This window comes from Burkholderia singularis (genome assembly GCF_900176645.1).
In the GTDB taxonomy this organism is placed as follows: Bacteria; Pseudomonadota; Gammaproteobacteria; order Burkholderiales; family Burkholderiaceae; genus Burkholderia; species Burkholderia singularis.
This window is the reverse complement of sequence record NZ_FXAN01000004.1, coordinates 106,792-121,899: the sequence shown is the minus strand read 5'-3', so window position 1 is coordinate 121,899 and position 15,108 is coordinate 106,792. Positions and strand designations below refer to the sequence as shown.

The following is a 15,108-nucleotide window of genomic DNA, read 5'->3' as shown; positions in this document are numbered from 1 at the left end:
CTCCCTCGTCACAGACGCTCGAATACTGCCGCAATACCTTGGCCGCCGCCGATGCACATGGTCACGAGCGCATAGCGTCCGCCGATGCGTTGCAGCTCGTACAACGCCTTCACGGTGATCAGCGAGCCGGTAGCGCCGATCGGGTGACCGAGCGAGATGCCCGAACCATTCGGATTGACCTTTGCCGGATCGAAACCCAGCTCGTTCGATACCGCGCAAGCCTGCGCGGCAAACGCCTCGTTCGCTTCGATCACGTCGAGATCCGCGACCGTGATGCCCGCGCGCTCGAGCGCGCGCTTCGTCGCCGGCACCGGACCGATCCCCATATAGGCCGGATCGACGCCCGCGTGGCCATACGATACGAGACGCGCGAGCGGCTTCGCGCCGCGCTTTTCCGCCTCGCCGCGCTCCATCAGCACGAGCGCGGCGGCCGCATCGTTGATGCCCGACGCGTTGCCCGCCGTCACCGTGCCGTTCTCCTTGATGAAGACGGGCTTGAGCTTGGCGAAATCCCCGATGGCCGCGTCGTGACGCACATGCTCGTCGGTATCGAAGACGATCGCGCCCTTCTTCGATGCGATCTCGATCGGCAGAATCTGCTCTTTGAAATAGCCCGCCTTCGTCGCCTGCGACGCACGCCGGTGCGATTCGAGCGCGAGCGCATCTTGCGCGTCGCGGCTGATGCCATACTTCGCGGCGACGTTCTCGGCCGTCACGCCCATATGGAACGATTCGAACGGATCGCTGAGCGCGCCGATCATCATATCGACGAGACGCGTATCGCCCATGCGCTGGCCGAAGCGCGCGGCGGGCACCGAAAACGGCGAGCGCGTCATGTTCTCCGCGCCGCCCGCGACCGCGATATCCGCATCGCCGAGCAGCACGCTTTGCGCAGCCGACAGGATCGCCTGAAGGCCCGAGCCGCACAGACGATTGAGCGTCAGCGCGGGCGTATGCTGCGCGATGCCGCCGTTGATCGCCGCGACCCGCGCGAGATACATATCCTTCGGCTCGGTATGCACGACATTGCCGAACACCACATGGCCCACCTCGTCGCCCGACACCTGCGCGCGCGACAGCGCCTCGCGCACGACCCGCGCACCCAACTCGGTCGGCGCGAAATCCTTCAGACTGCCGCCGAAACTGCCGATCGCGGTGCGCACACCGCTTACCACCACCACTTCGCGTTGCATCGTTGCCTCCCTCTCTTCTCTCGATGAAATTCAATCGGGCGCGCGATCTTTGCCGCGCGCGTGATGCATTCGTCGCCTGCCTCGGCAAGCCGCCGAGGGACTTGCGTCAGCCGTCGCCGCCCGCGTTGGCGGCCTGCCTTCGCTGTGTGCCGTGGGTGCCCGCACGCCGCCCGCATTTGCGAATCGTCCCGCTGCCCGCGCCGCGCGGGCAGCCGCTCGCGCGAGCGAGGCGCGGGCGGCCGCCGCCCCGGCGCCCCGCATACGGCGCCGAATGGCGTCAGACTTCGCCCCAGAGATCGTGCCCGTCGGCGCCGGTGATCCTTACCGACACGAAATCGCCGGCCTTGTAGCGCTTAGACGCCTTCGTCGCCGGCTCGACATAAACGACGCCGTCGATCTCCGGCGCATCCGCCGCGGTGCGTCCGATCCCGCCTTCGTCGTTGACTTCGTCGATCAACACCTTCAGCGTCTTGCCCACCTTGCGCGCGATGCGCGCGGCCGATACCTCTTCGGCAACCTCCATGAAACGCGCGCGGCGAGCCTCGCGCACCTCGTCGGGCAGCGCGCCGTCGAGATCGTTCGCGGTTGCCCCCTCGACGGGCGAATAAGCGAAGCAGCCGACCCGATCGAGTTCCGCCTCGCGGATGAAATCGAGCAGCGTCTCGAACTGCGCGTCGGTCTCGCCCGGGAAACCCGCGATGAACGTGCTGCGGATCGTCAGGTCCGGGCAAATCTCGCGCCACGCCCGCACGCGCTCGAGCACCTTTTCGGCGTTCGCCGGACGCTTCATGCGCTTGAGCACGTCCGGATGCGCGTGCTGGAACGGCACATCGAGATACGGCAGCAGATGTCCCTTGAACGGGCCGTCGGCCATCATCGGAATGATCTCGTCGACGTGCGGATATGGATACACGTAATGCAGCCGCACCCATGCGCCGTACTGTGCGGCAAGCTCGCCGAGCGCGCCGACGAGTTCGGTCATCCGAGTCTTGACCGGCTTGCCGTTCCAGAACCCCATCCGGTATTTGACGTCGACGCCGTATGCGCTCGTGTCTTGCGAAATCACGAGCAGCTCCTTCACGCCAGCCTTGAACAGGTTCTCCGCTTCGAGCATCACGTCGGCGACGGGACGCGACACGAGATCGCCGCGCATCGACGGAATGATGCAGAACGTGCAGCGGTGATTGCAGCCCTCGGAGATCTTCAGGTATGCGTAATGACGCGGCGTGAGCTTGATTCCGGCGGCGGGCACGAGATCGACGAACGGATCGTGCGGCTTCGGCAAGTGGTCATGCACGGCCTGCATCACTTCGCCGAGCGCATGCGGGCCGGTGACGGCGAGCACTTTCGGATGCACCTCCTCGATGAGTCCGGAGCCGCTCGCGCTCTTTTTCGCGCCGAGGCAGCCCGTGACAATCACCTTGCCGTTCTCGGCAAGCGCCTCGCCGATCGCATCGAGGCTTTCCTGAACGGCTTCGTCGATGAAGCCGCAGGTGTTGACGACGACGAGATCCGCGCCGTCGTAGGTGCCGGAGATCTCATAGCCTTCGGCGCGCAGTTGCGTGATGATCTGCTCGGAATCGACGAGGGCTTTGGGGCAGCCGAGCGACACCATCCCGATTTTGGGCACAGAACCTGCGTTGACTTTTGATTCCTGATGACTTTTCACCGATGCTTCCGTATTTGTGAGGGACGTAGCGCCCTGCGCCACTAAATCGGTATTTTACCTTGCGCCCCCGCCTTCCCAAGATTTCCCCGGTCCCGATTTCGAACGGATGCGCCTGCCGGACCGGGCCGCCGCGCGCGCTTGCCGCGATCCGCTCGGCGCCGCTGAGCGCAGCAACCGCCCCAACGGACGACGAACCGCTGCCGGCCATTCGCGTCATGACGACGAAGGCGCAGCAAAACTTCCAGGAATCCGCCGAGCAGAGCCGCGAAAGTAGGCGGGCAGCATGAGCGGCAAAGCGCCGGATTCGACCGGCCGCGCGTTATGGAATGTTCGAGCACTGAAATGCGCGTCGCGCGGTGAATGTCCGCGCCGAAGGCCGTCACGCGTCGCAAACCGCTTGCGGCGCATGGGTGAAAACGATGGTTGTGGCGGGCACCGCGCCAAGCGCGGAGCCCGCTGGCAACGCTGCCCGCAGCGCGATGCGCCTCAAACACGGAGTCACGCGAGCGCGGCGGCGCAGCGGGTCATGAGCGCCGCTCCCGCCCTGCCATGCCCCGGCCCCTTAACTGCGTGCGGAAAACGGGCTCCCGAAACCGGCGACGGCCCGCCACGACCGATCGTGCGGGCTCGCCAATGCGTGACTGCTTATTTCTTGTCCGGCTCCGAAGACGTCACCGGCTTGAACGGAAACGAGCTGAACATCGTCTTTGCCTGATTCTGCATTTGCTCCTGCATTTGTACGAACATGTTCTTCGACTGCTCGATGTAGCTCGTCATCATTCCTTGCATCATCGGCGCCTGCATGTTCATGAACTGCGACCAGACTTCAGGATTCATCGCATTGTTCTCATACAGGTTCTTCGATTGCTCGGCGAGTTTGCCCTGAATGTCGATGAACGCCTGGATGTTCTTCTCGAGATAGGTGCCCATCATCCCCTGCATCGCATGCCCGTAGAAACGGATGATCTGCGACAGCATCGATGACGAGAACATCGGCACGCCGCCGCTTTCCTCTTCGAGAATGATCTGCAACAGGATGCTGCGCGTCAGATCCTCGTTGCTCTTCGCGTCGATGACCTTGAAGTCCTCCTGCTCCAGCACGAGCTGCTTCACATCGGTCAGCGTAATGTAGGTGCTCGTCTCCGTATCGTACAAACGGCGGTTCGGATACTTCTTGATCAGCCGTTCGCTAGTTTTCTTTGTAGTCGTCATGTAACGCCCTTGAGCGCCTGATGCGCGTAATGACAACGCGGGCGCCGCGCCTGATCGCGCAACGCCCGGCGTCCCCGGAACCCCGATCCATGCGGCCGGCCGGCATACACCGGCCGGCAGCGCACAGCTCAGCCCATATGCAAGCCGCCGTTCAGCGAGAAGTCGGCGCCCGTCGCGAAACCGGATTCCTCTGATGCCAGCCACGCGACGATCGAGCCGATCTCGTCGGGCGAGCCCAACCGGCGCACCGGGATCGTCGCGACGATCTTCTCGAGCACGTCCGGGCGGATCGCCTTCACCATATCGGTGCCGATGTAGCCGGGCGACACCGTATTGACCGTCACGCCCTTCGTCGCGACTTCCTGCGCAAGCGACATCGTGAAGCCGTGAATGCCCGCTTTCGCAGTCGAATAATTGGTTTGGCCGAACTGACCTTTCTGGCCGTTCACCGACGAGATATTGATGATCCGCCCCCAGCCGCGCTCGACCATCCCGTCGATCACCTGCTTCGTCACGTTGAAGAGGCTCGTCAGATTCGTGTCGATCACGGCCGTCCAGTCTTCGCGCGTCATCTTGCGGAACACGACATCGCGCGTGATGCCCGCATTGTTGACGAGCACATCCACCTCGCCGATCTCGGCCTTCACCTTGTCGAACGCCTGCTTCGTCGAATCCCAATCGCCGACATTGCCTTCGGACGCATAGAAATCGAAGCCGAGCGCCTTCTGATCGTCGAGCCATTTCACGCGGCGCGGCGAATTCGGGCCGCAGCCCGCGATCACCTTGAAGCCGTCCTTGTGCAGGCGCTGGCAGATGCTCGTGCCGATACCACCCATTCCGCCGGTTACGTAAGCAATTCGCTGTGACATAGACATCACTCCCTTATCATTTTGAGAGGCGCCGGGCGGCGGCCTCTCTGCCTCTTTGCCGTCAGTCGGAGCGCGCGCGACGGTGTGGCCTGACCGGCGCGCGCATGCATCACATCACGGGCGCTCGAGCGCGAGCGCGACGCCCATTCCGCCGCCGATGCACAGCGACGCCAAGCCCCGCTTCGCATCGCGTTTCTGCATTTCGTGCAGCAGCGTGACGAGGATCCGGCAACCCGATGCGCCAATCGGATGACCGATCGCGATCGCGCCGCCGTTCACGTTGATCTTCGACGTGTCCCAGCCCATCTGCTTGTTCACCGCGAGCGCCTGCGCGGCGAACGCTTCGTTGATTTCCATCAGATCGAGATCGCCCACCGACCAGCCGGCGCGCTCGAGACAACGGCGCGACGCCGGCACCGGGCCGATCCCCATCACGCTGGGATCGACACCCGCGTTGGCGTAAGCCTTGATCCGCGCAAGCGGCTTCAGGCCAAGCGCGTCGGCCTTCTGCGCCGACATCACGAGCACCGCGGCCGCGCCGTCATTGATGCCGGACGCGTTCGCGGCCGTCACCGTGCCGTCCTTCGCGAACGCGGGCTTCAGGCCCGCGAGCGATTCGGCCGTCACGCCGTGGCGCACGAACTCGTCGGTCGCAAAGCGCACCGGCTCACCCTTCTTTTGCGGGATCTCGATCGGCACGATCTCGTCGTCGAAACGCCCGGCCTTCTGCGCCGCTTCCGCCTTGTTCTGCGACAGCGCGGCGAACTTGTCCTGCTCTTCGCGCGTGATGCCGTGCTCCTTCGCGACGTTTTCCGCGGTGATGCCCATGTGGTACTGGTTGTAGACATCCCACAGGCCGTCGACGATCATGGTGTCGACCAGCTTCGCATCGCCCATCCTGAAACCGTCGCGCGAGCCCGGCAGCACATGCGGCGCGGCGCTCATGTTCTCCTGGCCGCCCGCGACGACGATTTCCGCGTCACCCGCCACGATCGCGTTCGCCGCCAGCATCACGGCCTTCAGGCCCGAGCCGCACACCTTGTTGATCGTCATGCCCGGCACCGCGTTCGGCAATCCCGCCGCGATCAGCGCCTGGCGTGCCGGATTCTGGCCCGAGCCCGCGGTCAGCACCTGGCCCATGATCACTTCGCTGACCAGCTCGGGTTTCACGCCGGCCCGCTCGAGCACCGCGCGAATCACGGTTGCGCCGAGCTTGGGCGCGGCAATCTTCGCGAGCGAACCACCGAACTTGCCGACCGCGGTGCGCGCGGCCGATACGATCACTACGTCTGTCATCTCACTGTCCTCCGGGCGAACTTGGCGCCGCGCGCCATGGCCGCCCTGTCAAAAAAACGGTCGCGTCGGAAAGCGTGCGCCGCCTTCCGCCGTTCGTCAATCGCGTTGCATCACATACCGGCCGGGCGCGGGCTCGATCACCGGAAAACTCGCCGAGCCAAGCGCGCGCGGCTTCACCTTGCGGCCGCCGTATTGGTCGAGCCACGCGGTCCATTCGGGCCACCAGCTTCCCGGATGCTCGGTCGCCGCATCGAACCAGTCGTCCCCCGATTCGGGCAGCGCCTTGGCCGGAACGTCGTAGGTCCAGTAGCTGCGTTTATTCTTCGCCGGCGGATTGATGACGCCAGCGACGTGGCCCGATGCGCCGAGCACGAACGTCAGCGGGCCGGTGAGCAGCGACGTCGACGCATACGCGGTTCGCCACGGCACGATGTGGTCTTCGCGCGAGCCGTAGATGAAGGTCGGCACGTCGATTCTCGACAGATCGACGCTCTCGCCGCATACCATCAGCGCATCGGGTTCACGCAGCTTGTTCTCGAGATAGGTATGGCGCAGATACCACGCATACATCGGCCCGGGCAGATTCGTCGAATCGCTGTTCCAGTACAGCAGATCGAACGGCGCAGGCGTGCGGCCCTTCAGATAGTTGTCGACGACGTAGTTCCAGAACAGATCGTTGGGCCGCAGGAACGAGAACGTATTGGCGAATTCGATACCGCGCATCAGGCCCGGCTGTCCGCCATTCTTGCCGCCGATCGTCTGCTCGCGCAGTTGCACGTGCGCTTCGTCGACGAACACGTCGAGAATGCCCGTGTCGGAAAAATCGAGCATCGCGGTAAGCAGCGTCATCGACGCGGCCGGATGCTCGCCGCGCGCAGCGAGCACGGCGAGCGCCGTTGCCAGCAGCGTGCCGCCGACGCAAAAGCCGAGCGTGTTGATCTGCTCGCGTCCGCTCACTTGCTGGACCACGTCAATCGCGGCAAGCAGTCCTTCGTCGATGTAATCGTCCCAGGTCTTGTGCGCGATCGACGCATCCGCGTTGCGCCACGAAATCAAATAGACCGGATGGCCGCTCGTCAGCGCATGCTCGACGAGCGAACTCTGCGGCCGCAGATCGAGGATGTAGAACTTGTTGATACACGGCGGCACGATGAGCAGCGGCCGCTCGAACACGGTCGTCGTCAATGGCTTGTACTGGATGAGCTGAATCAGGTCGTTCTCGTAAATCACCGCGCCTGGCGTCACGGCGAGATCCTTGCCGACGACGAACTGCGATTCGTCCGTCTGCGAGACCTTGCCGCGCTGCAGGTCCGAGAACAGGTTCATCATGCCGAGCAGCAGGCTCTCGCCCTGCGTATCGATCACATTCTTCTGAGCATCCGGATTGAGCGCGAGGAAATTGCTCGGCGCCGCAGCCGCCGTCCATTGCTCGACCGCGAAGCGGATGCGCTCGCGCGTTTTCGGATCGGTTTCGAGCGATTCGGCCAGCGCCTGCAGGTAGCGCGCATTCAGCAGATACCATGCAGCAGCGAACGTGTGCGCCGGCGAGCCCTTCCACGCCTCCGAGCTGAAGCGCCGGTCCTTCAGTTCGGGTAGCGCCGGGGTCGCAGCCGTTGCCAGCTGAAGCAGCGCCAGGCAATCGCGCGAATAATCGGCTTGCAACTGTTGCAGCCGCGCGGGCGGCACCGACGCGAGCGGCGCGAAACCGGCAATGGCCGCGGGAAACGGCGCAGCCGCGCCGGACCAGTTTGGCATCGGCGGCATCGCGAACGGCAACGCAAACGGCTGATTCGGCCAGGTCCACGCCGGCTGAGCGCCGCCGGCAGCCGCGCGGGCCGGCTCGGCGAAGCCGCGCCACGCATTCAGCCATGCGTCGACCATCTGTTGCATGGGCCGGGCCGCGTCGAACCACGCGGTATCAGGTCGAGCCGCCGATCCGGTTGACTCGTGGGTTTGCTCAGTATCCGTGTGAGTGGATGTCGACGTTTGTTTCGGTGCTGTCATACCTGCCTTAACGGTGTTTCCTCGATATTCCTGCGAGACCCCGGGAATCCTGCTCGAGCCGCTCGATGTCGACCATCCTATTATCACGTGCCATCGAGTCGGACGATCGTCTCGTGACACATGGCTTCAGATTCTGCCGCAGTGCGGTAGTTTTATCATTATCGTTTTCCCCATGTAACGCGTCACCTCCGATAACGTGCGAGTCAAAATACTTCGCAAACCGGAACAAATCGTTGCAAAAATCGCGCGCGGCCTGTAACGACAAGCAATGACGACCGATCGGAGTTTAAACAAATTCAATGATAATAATCGCGCGAAGCACCGCAGCAATATATCCCACCAAGCATGAAAATATTCTTTCGGCGCTGCGCGGAAATCATCGCGGTATGCCGCGCGCGGCCGTCATTCGGTCAGCCAGATCATCGCGGCCATCCGGCCAGTCACGCGATCGCGCCGGTAAGAGTAGAACCGCTCGCGTTCGCTCAGCGTGCATGCGCCGCCGCCGCTCACGCGCATGACGCCTGCGCGCGCCAAGCGCAGGCGCGCAAGCGCATAGAGATCCGCCCAATACTTGCCGGGAGCCGCCGCTTGCGGGACGAACGCGCGATCGGTTGCCGCATAATCGGCAAGCTGCGCCGCGGCCAGGAAAGCCGCGCGCACATCCGCGCCGACTTCGAACGCCGCCGGCCCGATCGCGGGGCCGAGGTACGCGAGCAATCCGCCGGCATCGCACCCCGCCAACTGCGCGACGCGCTCAGCCGTCTTCTCGACGATCCCCGCCGCGAGCCCGCGCCAGCCCGCATGCGCGGCGCCGACGGCCCGGCCCGCGCCGTCGCATAACAACACCGGCAGACAATCGGCGACCATCACGACGCAAACGGCGCCCGGCGTCGCGGTCACGCTCGCGTCGGCCCGCACGACGCGAGCGCTGCCGTCGGTCGCGCCGGCGAGCGCGTCGTCCGCGCGCACGACGTCCGTGCCGTGAACCTGTTCGAGCCACGCGGCGTGCGGCTGGCCGGTCAGCGCGAGCAGGCGCGCGCGGTTCGCGGCGACGTGCGCCGGATCGTCGCCGGTATGAAAGCCTAGGTTCATCCCGCCCGCGACTTCGCGTGCGTCGCGCCAGCCGCCATACGGCGGCGCGCTCACGCCGCCGTTACGGGTCGACACCAGCGCATGCACGCGCGGCGGCGCGCCCCAGTCGGGTTGCACGCAATCGGCGAGGGTCAGCGGGCGCGGCATCGTCATCGGCAATCAATCCTCATCGTCGTCGGCATAGGGCATGCCGTCATCGTAACCGTCGTCATAGACCGCGCCGTCGTCACCGAATTCCCCGTCGTCCGCGCCGAAGCCGAGTGCGTCGACGAGCGCCGCGAGATCGTCCGGCAGCGGCGCGCGCCACTGCATCGCGCGGCCCGTTGCCGGATGCACGAGACCGAGCCGCCACGCATGCAGCGCCTGCCGCGCGAAGCCGCCCGGCAATGCCGCGACCGAGCGCTTGCCGCGCGCGCGGCCATATACCGGATCGCCCAGCAGCGGATGCCCGGCGTGCGCGCAATGCACGCGGATCTGATGCGTGCGGCCGGTTTCGAGATCGCAATGGATCGCCGATACCGGCTGACGCTCCCACAGCGTCGTGTCGATGGTCCGGAAGTGCGTGCGCGCGGGCTTGCCCGCCGCGCCCGTCACGACCGCCATGCGCGTGCGCTCGCGCGGATCGCGGCCGATCGGCGCATCGATCGTCCCCTCGTCGGGCATGCGTCCCCACGCGAGCGCGAAATAGCGGCGCTTTACCGTGCGCGCCTGCAACTGGCGCACCAGATCGGTTTGCGCGGCAAGCGTGCGCGCGACGACCATCAGCCCCGACGTTTCCTTGTCGAGGCGATGCACGATGCCTGCGCGCGGCAGCCCGGCCGCCGCGTCGCCGTAGCGATGCAACAGGCCGTTGAGCAGCGTGCCGCCCCAGTTGCCCGCGGCGGGATGGACGACGAGTCCGGCCGGCTTGTCGATCACGACGAGCGTATCGTCCTCGTAGACGATCGCGAGCGGCACCGGCTCCGGCGCGAACGCGAGCTGCTCGGGCAGCAGCTCCGGGATAAGCTCGATGGTCGCGCCAAGCGGCACCGGCTGACGGATTTTCGCGGGCGCGCCGTCGATGCGCACGCGCGACGATTCGATCCACTGCTGCAGGCGGCTGCGCGAAAACTCGGGAAAAAGCTGGGCGAGCGCCTTGTCGAGCCGCTCGCCGGCGAGCGCGGGCGGCACCTCGACCGTGCGCGGCGCGTTACCGCCCGTGCCGGCGCCGGCGGACGCGCCGAACGCGTCGCTCGCCAAATCGTCGTCGAGCGAATCGCCGGCAGATGCGTCGGCGGGATTGTCGCTTGGGCTATAATCGTCGCCGTTTGACTTGCCCTCATGGGCATGCAACGAACTTGAACGGGTCATTTAGACTGGGTCATTTGAGACTTAAAGCTAGGACAATGCGAGCCCTATTCACCATGATGCATTCGACCAAACGCGTCGCGAAACCCGCGGCCGCCTGGGCTGCGCTGGCCGCCGCCGCGCTCGTCGCGGGCTGCCATGGCCTGCCGCAAAAGAGCGACGAGACGGTAACCTGGTCGAACAACAAATTATACTCAGAGGCTCAGGATGCATTGACGGGCGGCGATTGGGGCAAGTGCTCGAAGTACTTCGAGGCGTTGCAGGGTCGCGACCCGTTCGGCCATTTCGCGCAGCAAGCGCAAATCAACGTCGCATACTGCAACTGGAAGGACAACGAGCAGGCCGCAGCCGACCAGGCTGTCGACCGCTTCATCCAGCTCCATCCGGATCACCCCGATATCGCATACGCGTACTATCTGAAGGGAATGATCCATTTCAACGACGATCTGGGCCTGTTCGGCCGCTTCTCCGGTCAGGACATGAGCGAGCGCGATCCGCAGGCGCTGCGCGAATCGTATGACGCGTTCAAGGTCGTCGTCGACCGCTACCCGAAGAGCAAGTATGCACCGGACGCGGCCGCGCGGATGCGCTACATCGTCAACGCGCTCGCCTCGCACGAAGTGCACGCGGCGGATTATTACTATCGGCGCGGCGCCTACGTCGCGGCGATCAACCGCGCGCAGCTCGCGTTGAAGGAATACAAGAATGCGCCCGCGATCGAGGATGCGCTGCACATCATGATGCTGTCCTACACGAAGCTGAATCAGCCCCAGCTCGCCGACGACACGAAGCGCGTACTCGCGTCGACATTCCCGGACAGTCCGTACATCACGGGCCATTCGCGCTCGGGCAAGAAAAAGTCGTGGTGGCAGTTCTGAGCTGACACACCCGAGCTGACAAGCAGCCGCCTGTACGGCGCTGCAAAAGAAAACCCGGCCTGCGCGCCGGGTTTTCTTTTGCGCGCGGCAAGCAGCCGCGCGGACAGTCTCGCGGACCGCCGCCCGCGCGGCCGCGCATCACGTCTACGCTTGTTCGGCCTCGCGCCGCTCGGCGAAAAATTCCCGCACGACGTCGATTTCGCGCGTGCGCTTGAACGGCGGCAGGCTTTGCCAGATGCGCCGGCCATATGGCTTGTCGACGAGGCGCGTGTCGCAGATCATCAGCACGCCGCGATCCGTCTCCGCGCGAATCAGCCGCCCCGCACCCTGCTTCAGCGTAATCACGGCCTGCGGCAATTGATGAACGGCGAACGGGCTCAACCCCTTCTTCGCGAGCGCATCGAGCCGCGCGGCGAGCACCGGATCGTCGGGCGGCGCGAACGGCAGCTTGTCGATCACCACGAGCGACAGCGCGTCGCCACGCACATCGACGCCTTCCCAGAAACTCTGGCTGCCGACCAGGATCGCATTGCCATACGCACGGAAGCGATCGAGCAGCTCGGTACGGCTCGCGTCGCCCTGCACGAGCAGCGGTGTGCGCCAGCCGTGCGCGTCGATCGTCTCGCGCAACTTCGCCGCGATCCGGTCGACCGCGCGCAGCGTCGTGCACAGCACGAACACGCCGCCGCCCGAAGCCTCGATCGCCGGCAATGAGGCGTCGAATACCGCATCGGTGAACGCGGGCGACGACGGCTGCGGCAAATTCCGCGGCACATATAAAAGCCCCTGCGCCGGATAGTCGAACGGACTTGGCAGCGTCATCGAGCGGCGCGCGTCGAGCCCCATCTGCGCCGCATAGTGCGTGAAGTCGCCGCGCACCGACAGCGTCGCCGACGTGAAGATCCACGCACGCGGCACGCCCGCACGTTGTTTCGCGAAAATCGGCGCGACCGACAATGGCGTTTCGTGCAGTTGAACCGTGTTCGAAAACACCTCGATCCAACGTACCTTTTCGTTGCCGCCCGCCTCGTCCGGCACCGGCGGCTCGGCCTGCGGCGCGACCCAACCCGCCAGCAGATCCTGCAGCTCGCGCGCCCGGCGATGGCACGCGCCAATCGATTCAGCACGCTCGGCCTGCGCCGCGAGCGCACTCGACAGCGCGTCAAGCGCCGCGTCGAGCGCATCGAGCGCGCCGAACAGCGGGTGATCGTCGTCGAGTTGCGCGAGCGACACGCGCAGCGTGCCGCCGTCGCCAAACGCAAGGCGCACGTCGCGCGCGGCGCGTTCGAGCGCACCGCCGAGCTTCACCCACTCGACCGCGTCGCGCGCGTGCCCCAGCCCCTCGGCGACGCAATCGCGCGCAAGCTCGAGCAACTGCGTCGTCGACAGCGTCTCGCCGAAGAACAGCGTCGCGGTTTCCGGAAGCTGGTGCGCTTCGTCGAAGATAATCGTGTTCGCGCTCGGCAGCAGTTCGGCCATGCCGGTATCGCGCAGCATGATGTCCGCGAAGAACAAGTGGTGATTGACCACGACGATGTCCGCCTGCTGCGCGTCGCGGCGCGCCTGCATCACGAAACATTCCTTGTAATGCGGGCATTCCTGGCCCAGGCAGTTGTCGCGCGTCGACGTCACCATCGGCCATACGGGCGATGTTTCCGGCACGCTCGCAAGCTCGGCCTTGTCGCCGCTTTTCGTGATCTTCGCGAAACGGACGATTTCCTGCAGATGCGCGGTGTCCTGCCGCGACGGCAGCCGGCCGTTGTCTGCGGTGCGCTGCAGATAGTAATGGCACAGGTAGTTCGCGCGCCCCTTGAGCATCGCAACCGTCACGGGCACCGCGAGCGCATCGCGCACGGTCGGAATGTCGCGTAGAAAAAGCTGGTCCTGTAAGTGCTTGGTGCCCGTCGACACGATTACCTTGCCGCCCCACAGCATCGCCGGCACAAGGTAAGCATAGGTCTTGCCGGTACCGGTGCCCGCTTCGACGATCAGCGTGTTGTCGGCGCTCGCGGCGGTTTCGTCGGCACTCGCGGTAGCCGCGTCGGTCGCGCTTGCGCCGTCTTGCAAACGCCGCGCCGGGCGCTTGCGCGTGTCGAAAATCTCCGGTTCGGGCATCAGTTTGCCCGACGCCTCCATTGCTGCCGCGACAGCACGCGCCATCTCGATTTGCGACGCGCGCGGGCGATAGCCGTCGAGCGCCCGCGCAAGCAGGCCGCTCGCGCCGAAAATGGCGTCGAGTTCGTTGGCACGCTTCACGCTGGGCGTGTACGCGCCGGCCTCGGGCGCACGCGGGCCCGCGGCGGACGAAGCGTCGCGCCGCGCATCAGAATGGGCATCAAGCGGTGAATTCAAGGCAAGCGGTTCCCAGGTATCCCGGCTCCGGCGCTTGCCGCGGCGCCGGCGCTTGCCAGGCCGCGCTAAGCGCGCTTATCCGGTTCGAGCTGCGACTGCAGCATAATGATCTTGTCTTTGGCCAGCAGCTTTTCCTTCTTCAGCCGGTGCAGCGTCAGATCGTCGATGTCCGAGCGGCCTTCCTTCTGCTCGATCTCGCGAGCAAGCTGTTTATGCAGCTCTTGCAGAGATACCAGCCGGTTGTACAGCTCCTGTTGCGTATCCGCCAAACGGGTTTGCATACTCGCCTCCTCACTAAACTGGCATACCGGCCGAACGGCCCGCGTGCCCGAGATTGCCTTGCAAATCGCCCCACCCAACGTACTGCTCGCCGACGCTCTCTTATTTATTGCGGCTACTGCTTTTGCTGCGCCTTCTCGGCAGCCCGCCGCTGACGCTCGTCCACCTCGGCTTTGTGCTGCGCCGCATTACGCTGCTTTTCCTCGTAGCGCTGCGCGTTCTGCGCACGCTGCTGCGCATCCTGTGCGGCCTTCGCGTGCGCTTCGTCTAGCTTGCGCTGAAACGCGGCCTGCTTATCGTCATACGCCTTCTGGCTCGCTGCGCGCTGCGGCGCCTGAGCGTCGCGCTCGGCACGCTTGAGCGCATTTTGCTGCTGCTTGCTTTCGTATGCGGCGGCATTCGCCGCGTCGCTGGCCGCACGCTGCGGCGCCTGCGCCTGCCGCTGCGCGTCTTTCAGCGCGATCTGACGATCGCGCTCCTGCGCGCGCACTGCCCGTTGTTCGTCATTGAGCGCCTGTTGCTCCTGGTTGATGCTCGCACGCTCCGCGCGCATCGTTTCCCGCGCGCCGTCCAGGCAATGGTTGACGAAAAACTTGCTGTAGCAATTGTGCTGGGCTACCGCATAACGATAGTCGTTTTCCGCCGTGCGTTGATCGAGCACTTTTTGACGTGCGTCGAAATTGGCTTGCGCGGCGAACGTGGTCACATCGGAGGCGGCGGCATCAGGCGTCGAAGCCGCCGGCGCAAGCGCCTGCGCGAGCGCGCCGGCGCAGCACAACGCCGATGCAAGCGCCACGGCGGGCGTGGCGAACGTGACAACGGAAAATCGGAAGGTAGGCAACGTCGTAGGAAAGCTGCGGATCATGGGCCAAATTCTAGCACCCCGAAGTCGGGTGCTTTCGCATTTATGGCAAAAT

12 protein-coding genes are annotated in these 15,108 nt (G+C 65.1%); 1 reads left to right on the top strand and 11 read right to left on the bottom strand.

All coding sequences use genetic code 11. From position 1 onward, the window contains the following. Positions 1-8: 8 nt before the first annotated feature. From bktB to BSIN_RS00655, 8 genes are all read right to left on the bottom strand, one after another. Positions 9-1,193 carry a beta-ketothiolase BktB gene (gene bktB, locus BSIN_RS00690; RefSeq protein ID WP_089339184.1) on the bottom strand — a complete coding sequence of 395 codons (1,185 nt, stop codon included), beginning with the start codon at positions 1,191-1,193 and terminating at the stop codon, positions 9-11. A 277-nt stretch (positions 1,194-1,470) separates the two neighbouring features. Then, positions 1,471-2,808, bottom strand: a complete 1,338-nt coding sequence (gene rimO / locus BSIN_RS00685) for a 30S ribosomal protein S12 methylthiotransferase RimO (RefSeq protein WP_218192390.1) — start codon at positions 2,806-2,808, stop codon at positions 1,471-1,473. Between the two features lie 699 nt (positions 2,809-3,507). After that, positions 3,508-4,074 (bottom strand): polyhydroxyalkanoate synthesis repressor PhaR, encoded by a 567-nt coding sequence (phaR, locus tag BSIN_RS00680; protein WP_059518063.1) that lies wholly within the window; start codon positions 4,072-4,074, stop codon positions 3,508-3,510. 128 nt (positions 4,075-4,202) lie between these two features. Next, entirely contained in the window at positions 4,203-4,943 is a 741-nt protein-coding gene (locus BSIN_RS00675) for a 3-ketoacyl-ACP reductase (RefSeq protein WP_059518065.1), read from the bottom strand. A gap of 114 nt (positions 4,944-5,057) precedes the next feature. After that, a complete protein-coding gene (locus BSIN_RS00670) occupies positions 5,058-6,239 on the bottom strand; it encodes an acetyl-CoA C-acetyltransferase (protein ID WP_089339183.1) in 1,182 nt (393 codons plus the stop codon). A gap of 96 nt (positions 6,240-6,335) precedes the next feature. Continuing rightward, complete coding sequence (phaC, locus tag BSIN_RS00665; RefSeq protein WP_089339182.1) at positions 6,336-8,243, bottom strand: class I poly(R)-hydroxyalkanoic acid synthase; 1,908 nt, start codon at positions 8,241-8,243, stop codon at positions 6,336-6,338. Positions 8,244-8,645: 402 nt separating this feature from the next. Then, entirely contained in the window at positions 8,646-9,488 is an 843-nt protein-coding gene (pgeF, locus tag BSIN_RS00660; RefSeq protein WP_089339203.1) for a peptidoglycan editing factor PgeF, read from the bottom strand. Between the two features lie 6 nt (positions 9,489-9,494). Continuing rightward, positions 9,495-10,685 carry an RluA family pseudouridine synthase gene (locus BSIN_RS00655; protein ID WP_089339181.1) on the bottom strand — a complete coding sequence of 397 codons (1,191 nt, stop codon included), beginning with the start codon at positions 10,683-10,685 and terminating at the stop codon, positions 9,495-9,497. Between the two features lie 53 nt (positions 10,686-10,738). Here BSIN_RS00655 and BSIN_RS00650 point away from each other — a divergent pair, with 53 nt between their 5' ends. Then, complete coding sequence (locus BSIN_RS00650) at positions 10,739-11,560, top strand: outer membrane protein assembly factor BamD (protein WP_059518074.1); 822 nt, start codon at positions 10,739-10,741, stop codon at positions 11,558-11,560. Positions 11,561-11,704: 144 nt separating this feature from the next. Here the strand turns inward: BSIN_RS00650 and yoaA are convergent, their stop codons facing one another. The 3 genes from yoaA to BSIN_RS00635 form a co-directional block, all read right to left on the bottom strand. Next, on the bottom strand, positions 11,705-13,912 hold the full coding sequence (gene yoaA / locus BSIN_RS00645; protein ID WP_089339180.1) for a DNA repair helicase YoaA: 2,208 nt from the start codon (positions 13,910-13,912) through the stop codon (positions 11,705-11,707). 65 nt (positions 13,913-13,977) lie between these two features. Next, positions 13,978-14,193, bottom strand: coding sequence for an HP1242/YdcH family protein (locus BSIN_RS00640; RefSeq protein ID WP_059518078.1), 216 nt, complete (start codon positions 14,191-14,193; stop codon positions 13,978-13,980). 113 nt (positions 14,194-14,306) lie between these two features. Continuing rightward, the gene (locus tag BSIN_RS00635) at positions 14,307-15,056 is read right to left on the bottom strand and encodes a colicin transporter (RefSeq protein WP_089339179.1); all 750 of its coding nucleotides are present in this window, start codon (positions 15,054-15,056) and stop codon (positions 14,307-14,309) included. Between the last annotated feature and the right edge of the window lie 52 nt (positions 15,057-15,108).

What these genes read in the sequence shown, in the direction of transcription:
- BSIN_RS00635 (WP_089339179.1), bottom strand. Translation starts at nt 15,056, where the DNA reads ATGATCCGCAGCTTTCCTACGACGTTGCCTACCTTCCGATTTTCCGTT.
- pgeF (WP_089339203.1), bottom strand. Translation starts at nt 9,488, where the DNA reads ATGACGATGCCGCGCCCGCTGACCCTCGCCGATTGCGTGCAACCCGAC.
- phaC (WP_089339182.1), bottom strand. Translation starts at nt 8,243, where the DNA reads ATGACAGCACCGAAACAAACGTCGACATCCACTCACACGGATACTGAG.
- BSIN_RS00650 (WP_059518074.1), top strand. Translation starts at nt 10,739, where the DNA reads ATGATGCATTCGACCAAACGCGTCGCGAAACCCGCGGCCGCCTGGGCT.
- rimO (WP_218192390.1), bottom strand. Translation starts at nt 2,808, where the DNA reads ATGGTGTCGCTCGGCTGCCCCAAAGCCCTCGTCGATTCCGAGCAGATC.
- phaR (WP_059518063.1), bottom strand. Translation starts at nt 4,074, where the DNA reads ATGACGACTACAAAGAAAACTAGCGAACGGCTGATCAAGAAGTATCCG.
- BSIN_RS00655 (WP_089339181.1), bottom strand. Translation starts at nt 10,685, where the DNA reads ATGACCCGTTCAAGTTCGTTGCATGCCCATGAGGGCAAGTCAAACGGC.
- bktB (WP_089339184.1), bottom strand. Translation starts at nt 1,193, where the DNA reads ATGCAACGCGAAGTGGTGGTGGTAAGCGGTGTGCGCACCGCGATCGGC.
- BSIN_RS00640 (WP_059518078.1), bottom strand. Translation starts at nt 14,193, where the DNA reads ATGCAAACCCGTTTGGCGGATACGCAACAGGAGCTGTACAACCGGCTG.
- BSIN_RS00670 (WP_089339183.1), bottom strand. Translation starts at nt 6,239, where the DNA reads ATGACAGACGTAGTGATCGTATCGGCCGCGCGCACCGCGGTCGGCAAG.
- BSIN_RS00675 (WP_059518065.1), bottom strand. Translation starts at nt 4,943, where the DNA reads ATGTCACAGCGAATTGCTTACGTAACCGGCGGAATGGGTGGTATCGGC.